The organism is Secundilactobacillus sp. MJ173 (genome assembly GCF_059704265.1).
Genome location: NZ_BAAKGN010000013.1, coordinates 94,529 through 116,113 on the forward strand (window position 1 = coordinate 94,529; position 21,585 = coordinate 116,113).

Below are 21,585 nucleotides of genomic sequence, written 5' to 3' on the forward strand. Positions count from 1 at the left end.
GGGTGACAGCTAATAGTGAATCATTATCGACTTCGTAAAATGAAATGTCAAGGTGTTTTTTAATTGTTCTTTAATCTCATTTGTGAAGACTCACTTGGAAGTCGGAATAACTCACGACACTTGTGCGCGCACAAAATATTTGTTAATCACGAACTGGTGACGCTGGTTATAGTGACCATAAACGGCTACCTGAGCGCCTGCGTGAGCACGATACAGAAAATCTAGCGCATGTTGGACCACAAGACAGTGTAATGTTTGCCCGTCAACTGTTATGATGGGAATATACAACATCGTGGGAACTTGCTTGATCACTTTGGGTTCAGCACCCAGTACGCCCGTTAAATTAATGAATTTGGTCAATCTCAACACCACCTTTTTAAGATATAGTCATTATACAAACGTGTGTTCGTATAATCAAGCAAAAGGTTATTTTTTATCGACTACATATGAAGGTGTTTTAGTTGCACATATAGTCTTTACTTGATATGATATAACTACGTACGCGGTAGATTGCAAAAAAAGAAAAATTAATAATGAATATGAATCTGTTTTGACAATGTATCCGCATGTTACTTTCGATGTTTTGATAGGTGATTTGGTTGTTAAATGAAGGGGGTTGCGCCGTTGGCGAGAATACCCGAACAGGTAATTGAACAAGTCCGCGATGCAACTGATATCGTGGATTTTATTAGTCAATATGTCCAATTGCAAAAGCAAGGGAAGAATTTCTTTGGGCTGTGTCCATTTCATGAAGAACGGACACCTTCTTTTTCGGTCACTGAAGATAAGCAAATTTTTCACTGTTTCAGCTGCGGTCGGGGCGGTAACGTCTTCAAGTTCCTGATGGAGCTGGAAAACCTCAGCTTTCAAGAAGCAGTGGTAAAAGTTGCGGATTTTTCGCACGTTTCACTTGACGAGCAGATCGTCAACGCAGCAACCGGTGCTGGTCAGCACGGTGATCCGCAGTCACCGACCAATCAGCTGATCAAGTTGCACCAAGAAGCGACAAAACTTTACACGCATATTTTGATGAACACGGAAATGGGCCAGCCAGCGTTGGATTATTTGCATAAACGCGGGCTAACGGACCAAACGATATCGGATTACGGTCTGGGCTATGCCCCCAGCAAGCAACTGCTGAAGCCGTTTTTTGAAACCCGCAAGATCGATTATCAGACTTTGCGGCATTCCGGTTTGTTCATCGAAAACCAAGATGGGGAATTACGTGATCGGTTTGTAGACCGTATCATGTATCCCATCCGCAACCAGTCTGGTCAGGAGATTGCTTTTTCTGGCCGGATGTTGCAGCAGTTGCCAGATCAGCCCAAGTATTTAAACAGTCCGGAAACCGAATTGTTTAATAAACGTAAGGTACTGTTTAACTTCGATCTGGCGCGGGGAGCCGTGCGTAAGCAGGGTAACCTGATTCTGTTTGAAGGGTTCATGGATGTCATGTCGGCGCATCAATCGGGTGTGGATAATGGCGTGGCTTCCATGGGAACCAGTCTGACGGAAGAGCAGATTTATGCGATTCAGCGGATCACCAAACAAGTTTACGTTTGCTATGACGGTGATACGCCAGGTCAAAAGGCGACGCAACGGGCGCTATCCATTTTACGTGATAATTCCAGTTTAACGTTAGGCGTCATTCAGATGCCTGAGGGAATGGATCCCGATGAATACCGGCAAAAGTACGGTGAGGCGAAGTTAGCCAGCGCGTTGGAATCTGCTCGCGAGACACCAGTGGCTTTTGAGATGCGATATTTGAAGACGCAGTACGACGTGGATACGGATACTGGCAGACTTCAATACTTGAATGATATTCTAGCTATCTTAGCCACTGTGAAGTCACCCGTTGAGCAAGACGTTTATCTGACCCAGTTAGCAGAGACTTTCCAACTGGATAAGAGCAGCTTGCGCCAGCAACTCGCCATGGTGAAACCGGCTAAGCAGACACCTGAACGGCCAGCCAAACCAGCGATGAATACCGGCCAAAGTCAGCCACAAACGCAACAGCGTCAGGTGGTCAAGCGCACACCGGTGGAAAAAGCTGAACGGGCGTTGCTGTACCGGATGCTCCACGACCACGATGTGTGGCTGCGGGTGACCGGGATACCGCAATTTAATTTTGTTGACGATGATTATCAGCTGGTTTACACCTTGGCACAAGGGTACTTTGAGTCCCACCAGAGTTATGCACCAGCGCAATTTGTTGATTTTATCCACGATGATCATTTACAAAACCTGGTGATTGATATTGAATCCATGCAGTTAAATGAGTCAACTAGCGAGGGCGAGATCGATGATTATATCCAGCTGATCATGAACGTTGCACCGCTAACCCAGAAAATTGATGAAACAGAACAGGCATTGCAAGAAGCACGGCGATTGGGTGATAACGACCGCGTCCGTCAACTTGTGATCGAGTATATTCAGCTACAACAACAAAAACAGTCTCAAAAACAAGCTTAGGGGGCTTTCTAATGGCAAAAGAAACAAAGAAAAGCAGCAAGGCATTTGATCAAAAAGGTTACGATAAAGCCGTTAAGGACCTGGTAAAAGACTTCAAAAAAAAGGGTCAAGTCACCTATGATGAACTTTCAGATAGAATTGCCTCACCATTTGGCTTAAGCGCCAAGAAGATGGACGGTTTACTGGAAAAGGTAGAAGATGCTGGTATCAGTGTTGTTGACGAAAACGGCGATCCAGATTCACGTGCCGTTAAAGCTGCCAAGAAAGTCAGCGCCAGTGAATTGAAGGATACTTCAGCACCATCTGGCGTGAAGATCAACGATCCTGTCCGGATGTACTTGAAGGAAATCGGTCGTGTTAAACTGTTAACTGCCGATGAAGAAGTTGCCTTGGCGTTACGGATCGAACAAGGCGACGAAGAAGCGAAGCAAGAATTAGCCGAAGCTAACCTGCGTTTGGTGGTTTCCATCGCTAAGCGTTATGTGGGCCGTGGCATGCAGTTCTTGGATCTGATCCAAGAAGGTAACATGGGTCTCATGAAGGCCGTTGAGAAGTTTGATTACCGTAAAGGGTTCAAGTTCTCAACTTATGCCACTTGGTGGATTCGTCAGGCCATCACACGTGCCATCGCTGACCAAGCTCGGACGATTCGGATCCCTGTTCACATGGTCGAAACCATCAACAAGTTGATTCGGATTCAACGTCAATTACTGCAAGACTTAGGTCGTGAACCTACCCCTGAAGAAATTGGTGCTGAAATGGATATGCCAACGGAAAAGGTTCGTGAAATCTTGAAGATCGCGCAAGAACCCGTTTCTCTGGAAACCCCAATTGGTGAAGAGGACGATTCTCACTTGGGTGACTTCATTGAAGATGATGATGCCACTAGTCCAGCTGACCATGCTGCTTACGAACTGCTGAAAGAACAGCTTGAAAGCGTCTTGGATACTCTGACTGACCGGGAAGAAAACGTGCTGCGTCTTCGTTTCGGTTTGGACGATGGCCGGACCCGTACTTTGGAAGAAGTCGGCAAAGTCTTTGGTGTTACCCGTGAACGGATTCGTCAAATCGAAGCTAAGGCCTTACGCAAGCTTCGTCACCCTTCACGTTCAAAGCAACTGAAGGATTTCTTGGAGTAGAATTAGTAAGGCGATAAGAATTTAAAGATTGTTCGTATTAGGCGAAAGCACCTTGATTTTCAGTCAGTAATGACTAGGATCAAGGTGCTTTCGCTTTTTTGATTGATTACGGTTACTTGATTTTTCAAGGAGATGAGTCTCTCATTTTTTTGCAATAATTTTAAAAAATAGAGAAAAATTAAACCGATTAATGACCTTTACTTATAGCCTTTATGCCAGTACAATGATGGAGAAGAGGGGGAGGACTATGGCAAATAACATTAAATTTAACGAGTTGATATTTTACTAGGGGCTTTTTAAAGTCTCGATATTGTATTGGACATTAGAATGGACAGATATATTGAATGATTTGGAGTAGGCCACAAACCTAGGGGGTATCAATATGGTAGGTAAAAATAATCATATTCGGACAGTCAAGTCGAATTTGAAGGAACATTATAAAGCATACAAGGCTGGTAGACGATGGGTTTATGCCAGTCTTGCCAGTTTAGCGCTTGGAGCAGGTTTACTGTTAGGAAGCACGACCGCTTTCGCTGATGATGCCGCAACAACAACGCAGGATCCAGTGGCATCGGTGACTAAGGATGCTGGCAGTGCGACAACAGCTGCTCAAACAGCAAGTACAGTACCGTTGAAAGAAAGTGCAACGGTTGCTGATACTAGCAATACGACAGCTACTGACAGTTCGAATAAGCAAGTAACTGATAATGCAAATGAAAGCGCTAATGCTGATGTGAAGCCTAGCGCCAATGTAAAACCTAGTGATACAACTACCGCGAGCGTTGGGAAGAGTGCAGATACTGCTGCACAAAACACACCTGCAACGACAAGTGATGCAACGGCTACTAAGCAAGCAAGTACACCAACAGCGGATGCAACGCCAGCGGCCAGTTCGTCGGAAAATCAACCGTCAGCAAGTTCCAAGACATTGGTTAATCCAACTAAGGAACAGCTGAACGCGGCTAAGAAGATCGCGGAACAAGTTTATGACGCAACTCATCAGGCGCAGGAGATTGATGCGGTGGCGGGAGATCCGGGACAGACGGGAATTTTAACAATCTCATCATCAACAATAGGTTTTGGGACTAATGTGAAAAGCCCGTTAACACTAACGCTAACAGTTTCTGCGAGGGCGGGTGATGTTTACGTAGTTAACGTACCTGCTAATACACCAGCTTATAAATGGAGCGGTGCTGATCCACTACAAGACCAGGCCGGAACAACTGTCGATAAAAAGAATGACGATGGTTCCCATACGATTACTGATACGTTTACCAACGACACAACCACAACGCAACTATTTAAATTTGAGCTGCAATCAAATTATGCGGGACAATCGGCTGGGATGGAAGACGTTGAGAAAACGGTTACCAAAACGATTACTTATTCAATTAATGGCGTTGAACAGACGCCTATAACATTTACGCAGTATATTCATCCGACTACAAAATTAAGCACAGTTTCGCTGCTTTATCCTGATACAAAAAAGGTCACCAAAATTCAACCGCAGACTAATTACGTTTTTAATATTAGTGTTAATGAGACAACTGGTGTTATGGATGCTTCTACTTCAACGCCACGGGTTAATAGTGCTTCTAATTATGGTGGGAGCAAGGTCATAATTCCAGTACCTACTGGATTTGTTTTAGATGCAACAGACACTAAAAATATTAATTCAATCGACGATGCTACAACAATTACTCAACCCGGTGGTAAGGGTACGGAGGTCATTATTGATGTACCCGCAAAATCCGGATCTCAAAACTTTCAGGAGGTTAAACCCTACAGAATTGTGGGTGCGTTTGATGTTCCCCAGACTGATACAGACCAAACATTAACTGCTAGTGGCAATGTTAGTTTTACACAAGTTGTTAATTCGGATGGAAAAACCATTACTGATAGTGCAACGCCATGGACAGTGATTGTGATGGGGGCTAAAACGGCACCTGAAATCTCGGGTGTAACGAACTCAAAGGGGAATTCCTCAGTTGCTCATAATAAATTAGTGTTGGATGATGATCCTACAGATGATCCTGAAAACATAGGTAGCTTTGGTTTTTCTTATAATGCGCCAGGAGATGCTAAGGACCCGAAAATTCAATTAGAGGTACCAGATGGTCTTAATGTCACAAGCATTCAAACGCCAACTGGCGGTGTAACACCATCGGAATATCTTCCGGGGACTACTAGTTATACTTATACTTTAACTTTGGCAGACCATACAACTCAAACTGGGACTGTCAATGCAGGTGATAGGGTAACTTCTACAAACTCGTCAGCAATACGAACGGCTGTGTTTACTCCGAATAAGTTAGTAGCTGGGGCAACTGCAAACGATTTGGGACAGGCCGCTAGTTTTATTGAGTATGGTACTTTAGCCGCTGAATATGATGATGGCTCGCCAGTAAAAAATAACAATCAGTTAGTTTCAAAAATTACGTTTAGTTTTGATGGTGCAGACGGCAACTCAGTAGATGCAACTTCATCTGTTACACAGACGGTTGTTGAACCCACCTCATTAGGCGTTGGCTATAAAAAACAAGACAGTTCTAAACCTGGTGTTACAAAAGCAGGCAAGTTCCAAGTTGAAGTTGGAGGTCTTCGTGGTCAAACAACTTATAAAATAGCTAGTCCAACATTTTACTTTGTCATTCCAACGGCTACGACGGTTGATTCAGTCACTGCTGCGGCTGGATCTGAGGTATCACAATTTGTAGCGGATGATGGTCACACGGTTGTAAAGATTGATTACTCTGGGTCTGGAACCACAATCGACACTAACAAGGGTACTGGTTACTATGGTACTGTTAATTTGACAAATAACGTGGATGCTTTACCAGGTGCGTATCCGTACCTAATGTACATTGTTTCGCCAACCACTAAATTAGCGAATACGACTAAGGTTGTTGATACTTCATATACTGAAGGGAATGCGAATGCCTGGTTAATGACTGATGGTGGGAAAGGTGACTGGAATATTGTCACTGCCAGTTCTTTCTTTAATGCATCGCTTGCTAAAGGTAATCAGAATACTGATGCGGTGACTAGCGGTACAAGTGATGACCAAGGGGATCCTACACTGACATTTTATGATTCAGTTGTGTACACCGCTTTAGAAGCCAATGCAAAGAATAGCAACGCCACTGTAATGGTGAACTTACCAACGGTTGGTGATGACAAGGGTTCTCAATATACCCTTAAATTAGATGGTCCAATCCAGGTGCCTAAAGAATACACAGTTGCTTCGGGAGTTGCTACTCCAATTAATGCAGTAGTTCTATATTCGACAAAGCTTCAAAAAGTTAGTGAGACCGATACGGCTCCTAATACAGCAGGTTATGTGCCAGCAGGTCAAGTAACAGATTGGTCAAGCATCAAGTCGATTATTATTCAAGTCAAAGATATCAAAGTCAATACTTCTACAGGTAGAATCGCAATTAGTGGGACAACTGATAAATTTAACGAGCAGGCCGGGAAAATAGGCTATTTGCAAACGATATTCTATGGTAATGGTGCCAAAGCAAGTATCAATTCTAATGACGCTTCAATCAAAATTACCGGGACTTCAACTATTAAGACGCGTTATCATTACACCGATAATACTGGTGCTGACCAGTATATCAATCTCGATGATCTAAGCAAGACCCTCAACGATAATGTGGACACCTTCACCAATGATTACCCGACTCAACTCTCTGAATTTTCAACGACTGATCAAGCCTTGATTCCAACAGGCTATAAGCTTGTCACTGATGCATCAGGTAAAAAAGCTACACCAACGATTATTGATGGTACAGGTGATGAAAAGGCTGAATTCGGTCAAGTCGCTCAGTATTACTATGATGGTGATTTCGTTCAGTATGAATTGGTGGGTGAAACCAGTGCGCAGGTCAAATTAGTTGATGATAATAACGGTGGCGCAGTTGTTGGCACCCCAAAGAATATCTCAGGTGCGCCAGGTGCTACAGCAAACTGGACGATGCCAACTATCCCAGCTGGATATCAGTTGGTCGCTGGTCAAGCAACCAGTGGGATCTATACTTTTTCGGCAAATAATCAACCAGTGCTGATTCATGTGACCCATATTCTTGATCACTCAACCAAGACAACGACGCGGACCATTACGTATGTTGTTGATGATTCAAACTACATCAATCAAGTGCCAGAGACTCAGACGCAGAAGATTATGTGGAAGATCACGAGTGATGAAGCCACGGGAACGAGTTTTGCTACTCCAACAGGGGTTTACAGCGAGCAAACCGCGCCAATAATCGATGGTTATACACCTGATAAAAATCAGGTTGATCAAGTGACCTATAACGGTATGGACGCTAGTGGTATTCCAGACGATGAAACTGTCAAAATTATTTATCATGCAAATGCACAAAAAGTGATCATCGAATATGTAGATGATAGTAACAACGGCGCAGTAGTTGGCACGCTAGAAACAGTCAGCGGTCAGACGTCTGGTACAGTCGATTGGAACACCGACAATCTGCCAGCTGGATACAAACTGGCCAAGGGTCAAGTAGCTACTGGCACATATCAATTTAACAATGATAAAAATCAGACGGTTAAGATTCATTTGAGCCACATCATTGATAACACCACTGCTGCAACTACCCGGACAATTAACTACGTAGTGAATGACGCCAACTATCCTGGTCAGACACCAGAAACGCAAACACAAACCATTACTTGGGATGTGGCAACTGATGAGGTTACTCACGCTAGTGTAGCTGTTCCACAAAGCGGCTATGCTGCTCAAACCATTCCAACAATCAGTGGTTATACCGCGATAATTGGTGACGTTGCGGGCACCGCGGTTGCCGCAAAGAATTACGGTGGTGTCGCAACCAGTCAGATGCCGAAGAATGAAACAGTTACGGTCACCTACACACCAAATGCTCAAACGGTCACGGTTGAATATGTGGATGACGCTAAGGGTGGTGCGGTCGTTGGTAACCCAACAACAATCACTGGTAAGACCTTTGGGACAGCTACTTGGAACACAGATAATATGCCAGCTGGCTACAAACTGGCCAAGGGTCAGGCAGCCAGTGGCACGTATCAATTTACCTATGGGACTAATCAGACCATCAAGATACATTTGAGCCACATCATTGATAACACCACTGCTACAACTACCCGGACGATCACGTATGTGGTTGACGATCCTAATTACACGGGTCAGGTTCCAGCAGCCAAGACGCAGACGATTACCTGGAACGTAACGACGGATGAAGTAGGTGGCGCTAGTGTCGCCGTTCCGCAAGGCGGCTATGCTGCTCAAACCATTCCAACGATTTCTGGTTATACCGCAACAATTGATAACGTTGCGGGTACTGCGACTGCGGTTGCCGCAAAGAATTACGGTGGTGTCGCAACCAGTCAGATGCCGAAGAATGAAACAGTTACGGTCACCTACACACCAGATGCTCAAACGGTCACGGTTGAATATGTCGATGATGCTAAGGGTGGTGCAGTCGTTGGTAACCCAACAATCATTTCCGGTAAGACTTCCGGTACGGCAACTTGGGATACGACTAACTTGCCAGCCGGTTACAAACTCGCCAAAGGTCAAGCAACCAGTGGCACGTATCAATTTACGAATGATGGTAATCAAACGGTTCAGATTCATTTGAGCCACATCATTGATAACGCCACTGCCACAACTACCCGGACGATCAACTATGTGGTTGACGATTCAAACTATCTAGGACAAGTACCGGAAACTCAGACGCAGACGATTAATTGGAACGTAGCGATGGATGAAGTTAATGGTGCTAGTGTCGCCGTTCCACAGAGCAGTTATAGCAGTCAGAGCACTCCAGAAATCCCTGGTTATACTGCAGATTCAGCGACAGTTCAGGCACAGAATTATGGTGCTGCAATCAAAGGTAAATTACCGGACCCAGAAACAGTTACGGTGACCTACACACCAAATGCGCAATCAGCTCAAGTTGAATACGTCGATGATGCCAATGGTGGTGCAGTCGTTGGCAACCCAACAACAATTACTGGTAAGACTTCTGGCACAGCTACTTGGAATACAGATAATATTCCAACTGGCTACAAACTCGCCAAAGGTCAAGCAGTCAGTGGCACGTATCAATTTACGAATGATAATCAAACGGTTCAGATTCATTTGAGCCACATCATTGATAACACCACTGCGACAACTACTCGGACGATTACGTATGTGGTTGACGATCCTAATTACACGGGTCAGGTTCTGGCAGCCAAGACGCAGACGATTACTTGGAATGTGGCCACAGATGAAGTCAACGGGCATATGGTTGCCATTCCACAAAGTGGCTACGCAGCACAAACAGCCCCAGCGCTCGATGGCTATACCGCCGATCCACTGAGTGTTGCTCAACAGTCCTATGCGGGTGTAACTTCCTTGCCAGACAACGAAACAGCAACGGTCACTTATACGCCAAATAATCAAACCGTCACCCTGGAATATGTGGACGACGATAATGATGGCGCAGTTGTTGGCACACCAACGACGCTTTTAGGTAAAACTTCTGGGAAAGTTGATTGGAATACTGACAATAAGCCAACCGGTTATAGTTTGGCTGCTGGTCAAGCTGGCAGCGGCACGTATCAGTTCACAACCGGCAGTGACCAATTGATTCAGGTTCATTTGAATCACGTGATTGAATACGCCACGACTAAGACAACTCGGACGGTTCACTTTGTGGTTGATGATCCTAACTACACGGGTCAAACGCCAGCGCCAATGGTTCAGACAGTGATCTGGAACGTGGCCACTGATAAAGCAACGGGTGTCAGCGTCGCAACGCCGCAAACCGGTTACTATGAAGAGACAGTGCCTAGTCTGCCAGGTTACACTGCCAGTCAAACTAAAGTTGGTCAACAAGCGCTTGGTAGCGTGACTGCAAGCGCTGTGCCAATGTACAACGAAGATGTCGTCGTCACCTATACGCCTGATGTACAGACGACACCATCAGATGGCGAGGGTGTCCCTGGCGAGCCAACTGAGCCAACTGAGCCAACAGGGCCAACGACACCAGAAGGACCAACTGGAACGGGATCGATTACTGGAGAAATTGTTCCAGAAACGCCTGCTCCTGGTGAAGCAATCTCGACGACTCCTGAAAAGGGCGAAAAGGGTTCAGCAACGTCAGGAAATATTGATGAAAAAGCTGGTTACGCTGGAACGACGCAGGACGTTAACGGTGCTGCAGCAACTGTTTCGAACGATCAATCTAAGACTTCTGCTTCTAGCCAGGGTAAGTTGCCTCAAACCAATGAGCAAAGTCATTCCGAAGTTGGTTTAGGGTTGCTTGGCCTGCTGACTAGTATGCTAGGTTTGGCTGGTTTAAAACGGCGCAAACGGGATGATGAGTAATGTCGTCATTGAAAAAGTGATGATTCATAAGGGGAGCACCTTGATCATATTTGATTGAGGTGCTTTTTATTTGCGTGAATAGTTATATTAACAAAAGTTGTTTTGACATAATTTAATGGCCAAATTAATTGAAGTTAAAAAATGATGGCAAAAACGTCTTTACATGTACAACCCCCTGAACTATAATAACCACAAGATTGGAGATGTATACTTCGGAGGAGTAGCCAGCTCATGAAATGATGGGGATTCGTGTTCATTTTAATAAAAGGTAAAGCTGGTCTTTAATATCATTTTGAATATTATTCCATAAGTAATTTTTGATAAGGTAATTTACCAACGGTAGGCATAATTAGGGGGTATCAAGAATGGTTGGAAAAAATAACCACATTGGAACAATTAAAGCTAATCTCGACCAGCGTTATAAGGCGTATAAAGCTGGGAGAACGTGGGTTTACGCTAGTATAGCAAGCCTAGCAATGGGTGTGGGTCTCTTGCTTGGAAGTACAACATCCTACGCTGACACAGCTGCTAACGCGAATAGTACTCAAGAACCAGCGAAATCTGAATCAGATGCGTCATCGACTGCCACTGCAACGTCTCAGAAAGCGTCAGTTGTACCGCTGAAGACGACTCAAAACGCTGCCACTGCTGCTAACAAAGCTGATGCCAGTGCAGAATCTAATGTTCAATCGGGTGCTGCTACTGGCAGTGATAAGACTGCTGCAAAGCCAGCTAGTAACTCGGGGACAGCTGCTACTGGCGATGCACAGCCAGCAAATAACACTCAGGTAAGTACTGCAACCACGACTACTGAAAGTTCGGCTTCAGACAAGCAAACGGCTGCCAATGAGCAGGCCAATCAAGTGGTAAACGATTCAACTTCTCAGGCGGCAACGCAGGCATCTCAATCTAAAGTCTTAGTTGATCCAACCGCAGAACAATTGGATGCAGCCAAGCAGAGTGCGGCTCAAACTTATGCGGATACTCATGAACCGCAAGAAATTAAGGCAGTCGCGGATGATTCCACTGACGCGGCACCGCTAACGATTTCTGCTAACGCAGTGGGCTATGGTACTAATGAGCAAGGAGCTTTAACGCTAACTTTAACAGCTCATGCTAAAGCTCGTGACGTCTATGTCATTAACATTCCCGCTAGTACGTCGGTGTACGGGTTTAATTCAAATTCAGTGCAGACTTTGGGAAGTAGCTATGGTACAACGGTTGTGGACAAAAATGAAGATGGTTCATACACTGTTACTGATACGTTTACTAGTGATTTGAATTTCACGCAAACCATCCCTTTGAGCTTAAACAATAACTATCTCGGTCAGCCGACTAGTGGTATGGCAGATGTTGGTAAAACGCTCACTAAGACGATAACGTATTCAATCAACGGGGTTGCACAGACGCCAATCACGTTTACGCAAACCATCCAGCCAACCACTAACCTGACCCCAGTGACAATGGTTATTCCAGATCCGAAGACCGTTACTAATTTAATACCAGGAAAAGACTATGTTTTTAGTATCGGTGTTAATGAAGCTGATGGTGTGTTGGATGATAGTTTGACTTCTGCTCGTGTTAACAGTGCCGATAACTATGGTGGTACTCAAATTACCATCCCAGTACCAGCTGATTTTACGTTAGATGCTGAAGGCACGAGTGAGATGAATGTTTTTGATGATCAGACAACCATTACTCAACCTGGGGGCAAAGGAACGGACGTGGTCATTAATGTTCCCAAAGGATCTGGGAGTCAGGGCTATCAAGATATACCTGCATATAAGTTTGTTGGCTCTTTTGATATTGCTCAAACGGCTGTTAATCAGACGTATACGGCAGATGGTGATGTGACTTTTTCTCAAGTGATAAATTCAGATGGTGATACACTGACTGATACAGCTGCTCCTTGGAGTGTTGTGATCCTTGCTAATAACGGTGGTACTGATATTGGTAAAGTTGCGGCTGTAACTAGCGCAATGGGTAATTCTTCGGTGACGGATGATAAACTAGTTTTGGATAATGATGCCAGCGATGATCCCGCATTCCTTAACAGTTTTGGTTTTACTTATGATTCACCAGACGACACCAACAATGCCCAAATTCAACTTACCATTCCGGATGGATTGAATGTCACTAGCATTCAGACACCGGTTTCCGCGGTTTCACCAACAACCTATTTACCGGGAACGACCAGCTATCAATATACACTGACGTTGGCAGACGGTACGACTCAGACCGGGACGGTTAAGGCTGGTGAACAAGCTAAGGTGACAGGTAATTCCCCCATCAGAACGGCAGTATTCGTCCCTGATAAGCTAGTTCCTGGTGCCACTGATCTTAACAGTTTAGGCAGTGCTAGCAACTTTAATTTGCTTGGCAGTTTGGCAGATAATTACGACAGTGGTGCAGCAGTTAAGAACGGCGATCAACTGACTTCAACCATCCAGTTTAGTTTTGTTTTAAACGGGACGACTTATACTGACGACTCCTCTGCGACGCAAACTGTCGTTGAGTCCGAAGGCAGAATGCCGGGCTGGGGCTATGAAAGTAATGCTGCTCCTGGTGCCAAGGGTGCTGGGGACTTGATGAACGTTTATAATTTTCCGGATGCCGGAGAGACAACTGATAAAATTTTTGAACCTATCTTTTATTACGTAATTCCTAAATCGAGTACTGTTGGGTCAACAACCCAGATGCCTGACGCAAAAGTGAGTGAATTTGTGGCGGATGACGGTTCTACAGTTGTTAAATTTGATTATACGGGTACGGGTATATCGATTGATACCATTACACAAGATGAGTTGGGGGCATATGCAACCGTCCATCTTGATAATAAACCGGATGCTCTGCCAGGTGATTATCCTTATTATATGTACATTGTTTCACCAACCACTAGATTGATGAATAGCACACCAGCAGTGGATCCGTCATATGTTGAAAATAACCCAGATGCTGTTTTAATGTATGATGTAGGTAATGGTAAATGGAGTATTGATACGGTTAGTGCACTTGGTAATAGTTCTTTGGCATTGGGTAATCAAGGTGTGGAGGCGACTACTACTGGGACCAGCGATGATCAGGGTGATACCACCATGAGGTTCTTTGATACTATTACCTACACGTCAAAAGAGGAAAAACCTGAAGACGATAATGCGGGTGTTATCATCAACTTACCAACTGTCGGTGATGCAAAGGGCTCGACGTATACGTTTGAGTTAACCGGTCCAATTACTGTACCAGATAATTACACGGTTACAGAGGGTACGGGGACGCCAATCAATTCAGTTGTTTTATACTCGACTACTGCACAGACGGCAGCTGACGGAACAACACCTGATACCACCGGATACGTGACTGCGGACCAAGTTAAAGACTGGTCGACTATTCGTTCCATTGCGATTGAAATTAATGGGATTAAAGCCAATACCTCTACTGGTAGAATTGAAATTACCGGGACCACCGATAATTTTAATACGCAAGCCGGTCATACGGGATATTTGCAGACCATTTTCTACGGTAATGGTTCCGAAGCAAATGTCAGTTCTACTGACGCTTCGATTGCGATTACAGGGACTTCAACCATTAAGACCCGTCTCCACTACGTTGATGCTGCAGGTAAGGATCAATATGTCGATTTGGATGATTTGAGCAAAACACTTAACGATAACGCAGATACCTTTACAAATGATGACTATCCAACGCAACTTTCCGACTTTTCTACTAATGATCAAGGATTGATTCCTGCAGGTTATGAGTTAGTTACGGACACTTCAGGTAAAGCGACACTAACGCTTATTGACGGTAAAAACGCTTCAGGTAAAGCCGACGGGACAGCCGAATTTGGGCAAGTCGTTCAGTACTTCTATGATGGTGCCATTGTTCAGTATGAATTAACGAGCAATGTGAGTGCCAAAATTGAATACGTTGACGATGATAATAAGGGCGCGATAGTCGGTGATCCGACAACTGTTCCTGGCGTACCAGGTGGTACAACTGACTGGAACACAGATAAGTTACCAGCCGGCTACAAATTGGCAGACGGTCAAGCGGCTAGTGGTACGTATGAATTTACCGGTGATGCCGATCAGACCGTTAAGATTCACTTGAACCACATCATCGAAAATACGACGGCCACGACCACACGGACCATCACGTATGTGGTTGCTGGTCCTAATTACACGGGTAAGGTACCAGCAACTCAAACCCAGACGATTACGTGGAAAGTTACCAGTGATCAAGCTGCGAAGACTAGTTTCGCCACGCCAACCGGTGTCTATGGCGAAGTGAGTTCACCGAAAATTGATGGCTATACCGCTGACCAGAAATCGGTTGGTCAAGAAACCTATAACGATGTTGCCACTAGTGACATTCCCGCAAATGAAGACGTTACCGTGACGTATTCACCTGATAAGCAGACTGTCACAGTAGAATATGTAGATGATGATGACAACGGCCGCGTAGTTGATAAGCCAGCTGTTACTGAAGGTGTGACCTCTGGTACGGTTAACTGGAATACGGATAACTTGCCAGCTGGCTACAAACTAGCAGCAGGTCAGCCAGCTAGTGGCACGTATCAATTTACCAATGATAAGGATCAGATCATTAAAATTCACTTGAACCACGTCATCGAAAATACGACGGCCACGACCACACGGACCATCACGTATGTGGTAAATGACCCCAATTACACGGGTGAGGTACCAGCAACTCAAACCCAGACGATTACGTGGAAAGTTACCAGTGATCAAGCTACGAAGACTAGTTTCGCTACGCCAACCGGTGTCTATGGTAAGGAAGAGACACCAACAATTGACGGCTATAAAGCTGATAAAGATTCGGTGGATCAAGAAACCTATGACGTTGTCACTAATAGTGAATTGCCAGGAAATGAAGAGGTCACGGTGACCTATACGCCGTTACAGCAGACCGTTACATTGGAATATGTAGATGATGCTAAGGGCGGTGAAGTCGTCGGTACGCCAACGACTATTACGGGGACAACTTCTGGTACGGTTAACTGGAATACGGATGATTTACCAACCGGTTATAAACTGGCAGCAGGTCAGCCAGCTAGTGGCACGTATCAATTTACCAATGACAAAAATCAGATGATTCAGATTCATTTGAGTCACGTCATTGATTCCAGTACGGCCACGACCACGCGGACAATCACGTATGTGGTAAATGATTCTAATTACACGGGTAAGGTGCCGACAAGTCAGACCCAGACGATGACGTGGCAGATTATCACCGATAAAACCACTGGCAATCAAGTGATGGTGCCGCAGGTTGATTACAGTGAACGAACTACTCCAGCAATCAGTGGTTACACAGCTGATAAAACCAGCGTGCCGCAACAAGTTTACGGTGCTGTAACCACTTTGCCACAGAATGAAAAAGTAACCGTTACGTATACACCAAACGCGCAAAATGTCACGTTTGAATACGTGGATGATGATAACAGTGGTAAAGTGGTCGGTACGCCAACAACAGTTGCCCTTAACACGTCCAGCAAGTTTAACTGGAACACGGATGATAAGCCAACTGGCTATAGTTTGGCCGCTGGACAGGTTGCTAATGGTACTTATCAAGTTACAGCTAACAGTAGTCAGCTGGTTCAGGTTCATTTGAACCACGTCATTGATCGCACCACCACAACGACTACGCGGACTATCCATTATGTGGTAAATGATCCAAACTATACGGGTCAGGTACCGGCACCATGGGTTCAGACAGTGACTTGGAACGTGGTGACGGATCGAGCCACTGGCACCAGTGTGGCGACACCAGCTGGTAGCTATTATGAAGTGACGGTACCGACACTTTCAGGCTATACTGCCAGTCCAAGTAAAGTCAGTCAGCAAGCGCTTGGCAGTGTATCGGCAAGCGATGTGCCAATGTACAACGAAGATGTAGTGGTCACTTATGCACCGATTAAACAAACTAGTTCAGATGGCGGTGAAGGGATTCCTGATAATGAACCGGGTGATGATCCAGCTGGCGGCAACACCGGCACCGTTACGACTGGAACGTCTGATTCGGGAACCGCTGTGACAACACATACTGGCGCGACTACCACAGAAGTGACTACAGAGAAGGGTGAAGGGTCACCTCTTGAAACGAGTGCTAGCGAGGGAACCGCTGAAACACCAGCGCGTATTTCTGAAACGGGTAAGGCAACAGCTACACCGGTATCAGGACGTTATGCTAGTGGTTCAGTTTCAGAAAGCCGTTCTAACGCTTCGGCCACTAACCAGCAAAAGTTACCGCAAACCAATGAGCAAGATCATTCCGAAGTTGGTTTAGGTTTGCTTGGTCTGCTGACTAGTATGCTAGGGTTGGCTGGGTTGAAACGTCGCAAACGTGATGATGAGTAATTAAACTGAGTGATATAAATAAACACCTTGATTAGGGTCGAAAGTGGCCTTGATCAAGGTGTTTTTGTGTGTCGAAGATGGAGAAATCTCATCCATGTAAAGCTTAAATTTATAATCATTAAAGTTTAATTAAAAAATCATTTTAATTTCATTTGTAAGCCTTTACTTGTGAAATGATTAACCTTACAATAAAGGAAAAAAGGGGGAGAATGATGAAAAATTACAATAAACAGGGTCGATTTTGTTAGTTTATGTGGGGTTTAAGTAAGCCTTAAGGCGACGCGTTCTAATGAATTAATTTAGTTAAGTAGGTAAACAACTTTTTTTAATTTAAGGGGGATATTAAAATGGTTGGTAAAAATAATCATATTCGGACGATTAAGTCTAATTTGAAAGAACATTATAAATCGTACAAGGCTGGAACAAGATGGATTTATGCGAGTCTTGCTAGTTTAGCATTAGGAGCAGGTATTCTGTTGGGGAGTAGCACGACCAGTTATGCCGATGTTACGATAACACATACGCAGGAACCTACTGAGACGGCGACTAACAGTAATGTATCCGGTGGGCCGCAAGCAAAGGCCGTTTCATTAAAGTCGAGTGTAAATACTAATGGCAGCGCTAACAAGACAAGCGAGAATAGTCAACCAGTTGCCGATTCAGAGAATGCAGATGCAAAGAATAACGCGGATCCGGCAACCAGTAACACAGCAGTTTCCACGTCTACCAAAGAAGACGCATCAAAGACAGTAACGAATGCACCCGTGACGCCAAGTGATTCAGTCAAGCAGCCAGCTGTTAATACGGCTAATCAGTCAGCGACACCAGCCGCATCCCAACCAACGGCCTCAAGAACGTTGGTTGCCCCGACTGAAGATCAATTAAACGCTGCAAAGGCCAATGCTGATCAGGCTTATGCTACAACTCATCAACCACAAGAAATTGATGCGGTTGATCCAACAACTCCAGCTACTCCAACGTCACTTACGATTTCAGAGAATGCAATTGGTACCGGTACTAATGCACAAAGTCCATTGATAATCACTCTAAATTCAAATGCAAATGCTGGTGATGTTTACCAAGTTACCATTCCAGCAGACGACGCTCTATATACTTTTGATTCAGTTGATTCTTTGCAGGCTGGAGCAGGTACCACAACAACCACTGTGGGTGAGGGTGGTTCACATATTATTACTGATACTTTCACGACCGATACCGCAAGCACGCAGCAAATCAAGCTGAATCTGTCCAGTCCTAATTTGGCTCCAGGCGCTATGGCTGACGTAGGTAAAACAGTAACTAAAAACGTTACTTTCACAATCAACAATAAGCCTCAACCCGGTGTAAGTTTCACTCAGACCGTGAAGCCATCTACTAAACTATCAACGGTTACCATGCTTCATCCGGATCCTAGCACGGTTGAACAACTATTACCTAACCAAAATTATATTTTTGGTGTGAGTGTGAATGAAAGTGATGGAATTCCTGATGATGATAGGCTTGGTTCAACCAATCGTGTCAGCAAAGTAGATAACTATGGTGGATCAACGATTACAATTCCAGTTCCCACTGGTTTTACTTTAGATTCCAACAATACCAGCAAAATGAATGCTTTTTCGGATGGTACAACGATTACACAACCCGGTGGTAAGGGAACAAACGTGATTATCAATGTTCCAGCAGGGGCTGGTAGTGAAATTGAAATGAGTAGTAACGGATCGCTTAATTTACCAGAATACCAGATTGCCGGGGCTTTTGACGTACCTCAAACGACATCTGCACAAACGCTCACTGCTAATGGAAATGTCACTTTTTCTCAAATTGTCAATGGTGATTCCGCGAACAACACGATTACTGATCAGGCTGATCCGTGGAAAGTAACCATTATTCCTAACCAGAACGGTACAAACGTTGGTAAAAGTGGTGTTCAAGCTATTGCTAAAGGGAATTCTTCAGGGAACTCTTCTCAATTAATCTTGGATGATGGTGATGATACTGAAGCTCTTAATAGCTTTGGTTTTGCGTATAATTCAGCAGCTGACTCAAACAACACCAAAATTACAATTACAGTTCCCAATGGACTTGATGCAACGAGTATTCAAACACCTGCACAAGGTGTAACGCCGTCATCTTATTTACCTGATACGAGTAGCTATAATTACACGATCACTTTAGCAAATGGCCAGACTGAAACAGGCACTGTCGCGGCTGGTGCAACAGTTACTTCTGCTGATGGTTCCGCTATTCGGTCAGCAGTGTTTGAGCCTAATAAGTTAGCAGCTGGTTCTTATACAGACGCTTCAGGTGTGGCCTCCAGTTTTACCGTCAATGGTCACTTGGCAGAAAACTATGATGATAATACGACTCCTGTCAAAATTGGTGATAAACTGACTTCCACTATTGATATTACCTTCAATGCAAACAATCAATCTTATGAAGGTAAAGCATCAGCGAATCAAACAGTTGTGGAAGCTCTGGCCGTTGGTCAAGCTTATCTGGTGACAAGAACTAATAGTCAGACGCCAGGCAACGATAGTGCTGGTACACTTCAAATCAGATATAATGATTTTGGTAATGGACAGAATACGAATAAAATCTATGAACCAACTATCTATTTTGTACTTCCTAAAGTTACAACTGTCGCCTCTGTTAACAGTCTTGGCTATATGGGTGATGATCCGGTTCATGATTCTCGATATACAGCAGATCCTACTGGGGCTCAGTTAACTCAGACAACTGGTGCTAAGGTATCAGAATTTACCGCCGATAATGGTCAAACAGTCGTTAAAATTGACTATTCTGGCACCGGTACTACTGTTGATCTGAGTCAAGTTACAGGTCATTGGGGTGCGGTTACACTGGCAAATGATCCCGATGCGCTACCGGGTAATTATCCATACGAAGTATATATTGTGTCGCCAAAGACTAAACTTGTAAATGCCACGAAACCGACAGACGAATCATTTGTTGAAAATAATCCGAATGCTTACTTAATGGGCGGTGAAAATGGGTCTGGCATGTGGAACATTTCCACTGCAAGTTCGTTTTTCAACACTTCTCTCGCAAAAGGAAATACTGATGCTAACCCAGTAGCTCCAGGTACAAATAATGCTAGTGGTACTAGTGATGATAAGGGCTTACCTAACATGAGCTTTTATGATTCTATCGTTTATACCTCACCTGCCACTGATGCCAAAGATCACAACGCCACAGCTGTCATTAATTTACCTACTGTGGGTGATTCCAAGGGGCCTCAATATACGTTTGATTTAACAGGTCCAATCAAAGTTCCAAGCAATTTTACAACTTCTACGGGTGATGGGACAGCACTTAACGCCACCGTTCTTTATTCCACCACGCTTCAAACCTTTAACACTTCAGATACTGCGCCAAGCACCACTGGTTACGTCACTGCAGATCAGGTGCCAGCAGCTGGTGGATGGTCAAAGGTTCGTTCAATCATGATTCAAGTTAATGGCATCAAACCAAATACTTCAACTGGTCGGATTGAGATCGATGGTACTGTTCCTGATCAGACAATCAATGGTGAGGCAGTTAAATTCAGTGACATGGCTGGTTACACAGGCTACTTGCAAACAGCGTTCTATGGTGATGGTTCGAAGGTTGTTGTTAGTTCCACTGACGCTTCAATCAAAATTGATGGGACTTCAACGGTTAAGGCTCGTTATCACTATGTAGATGCAGATGGTAATGATCAGTATGTTGAAATTCCCAATCTAACACAGACAGTTACTGATAATAAGAATACTCTTAAGGACGATTATCCGAAACAAACTTCGAACTTTACCGCTGCTGAAACAGCATTAATACCAGATGGATATAAGCTAGATACTGGTGTCCCAACTATTATTGACAGTAATAATGATGGGCCAGCCGCGTTGGGTCAAGTTGCACAATATTTTGATGATGGTGATTATGTACAGTATGAATTGGTAAGTAATTCGAGCCTTACTGTTACTTACGTGGACAATGATAATGGTAATAAGCCGGTAGACAATCCCGTTGAAATTGATGGAGCTCCTGATAAAACAGGAACGTATGATGTTAAGGTTCCAGACGGTTATGAATTAGCAACTGGTCAAGTCGACAAGTTAAATTACAAGATTATGCCAGGCGACAACGACAATGATAATTTAATCGTTAATTTGGTTCATAAGCATACGACTGATCTACCAGATGGCTTTAGTGGCAA

At 44.3% G+C, this 21,585-nt stretch carries 6 protein-coding genes; 5 read left to right on the plus strand and 1 reads right to left on the minus strand.

Annotated features, from left to right (window positions below):
* Positions 1-111: 111 nt before the first annotated feature.
* Positions 112-360, minus strand: a complete 249-nt coding sequence (locus AC6H04_RS02270) for a hypothetical protein (protein ID WP_497570154.1) — start codon at positions 358-360, stop codon at positions 112-114.
* Positions 361-606: 246 nt separating this feature from the next.
* Between AC6H04_RS02270 and dnaG the strand changes: the two genes are divergently transcribed.
* From dnaG to AC6H04_RS02295, 5 genes are all read left to right on the plus strand, one after another.
* Positions 607-2,472: a DNA primase gene (gene dnaG / locus AC6H04_RS02275; RefSeq protein ID WP_497570155.1), complete on the plus strand. Its 1,866-nt coding sequence runs from the start codon at positions 607-609 to the stop codon at positions 2,470-2,472.
* A gap of 11 nt (positions 2,473-2,483) precedes the next feature.
* The gene (gene rpoD / locus AC6H04_RS02280; protein WP_497570156.1) at positions 2,484-3,611 is read left to right on the plus strand and encodes an RNA polymerase sigma factor RpoD; all 1,128 of its coding nucleotides are present in this window, start codon (positions 2,484-2,486) and stop codon (positions 3,609-3,611) included.
* A gap of 382 nt (positions 3,612-3,993) precedes the next feature.
* Complete coding sequence (locus AC6H04_RS02285; RefSeq protein ID WP_497570157.1) at positions 3,994-10,992, plus strand: mucin-binding protein; 6,999 nt, start codon at positions 3,994-3,996, stop codon at positions 10,990-10,992.
* A gap of 365 nt (positions 10,993-11,357) precedes the next feature.
* Positions 11,358-17,372, plus strand: a complete 6,015-nt coding sequence (locus AC6H04_RS02290; RefSeq protein ID WP_497570158.1) for a mucin-binding protein — start codon at positions 11,358-11,360, stop codon at positions 17,370-17,372.
* Between the two features lie 347 nt (positions 17,373-17,719).
* On the plus strand, positions 17,720-21,585 hold a 3,866-nt coding region (locus AC6H04_RS02295), incomplete at its 3' end, for a beta strand repeat-containing protein (protein WP_497570159.1).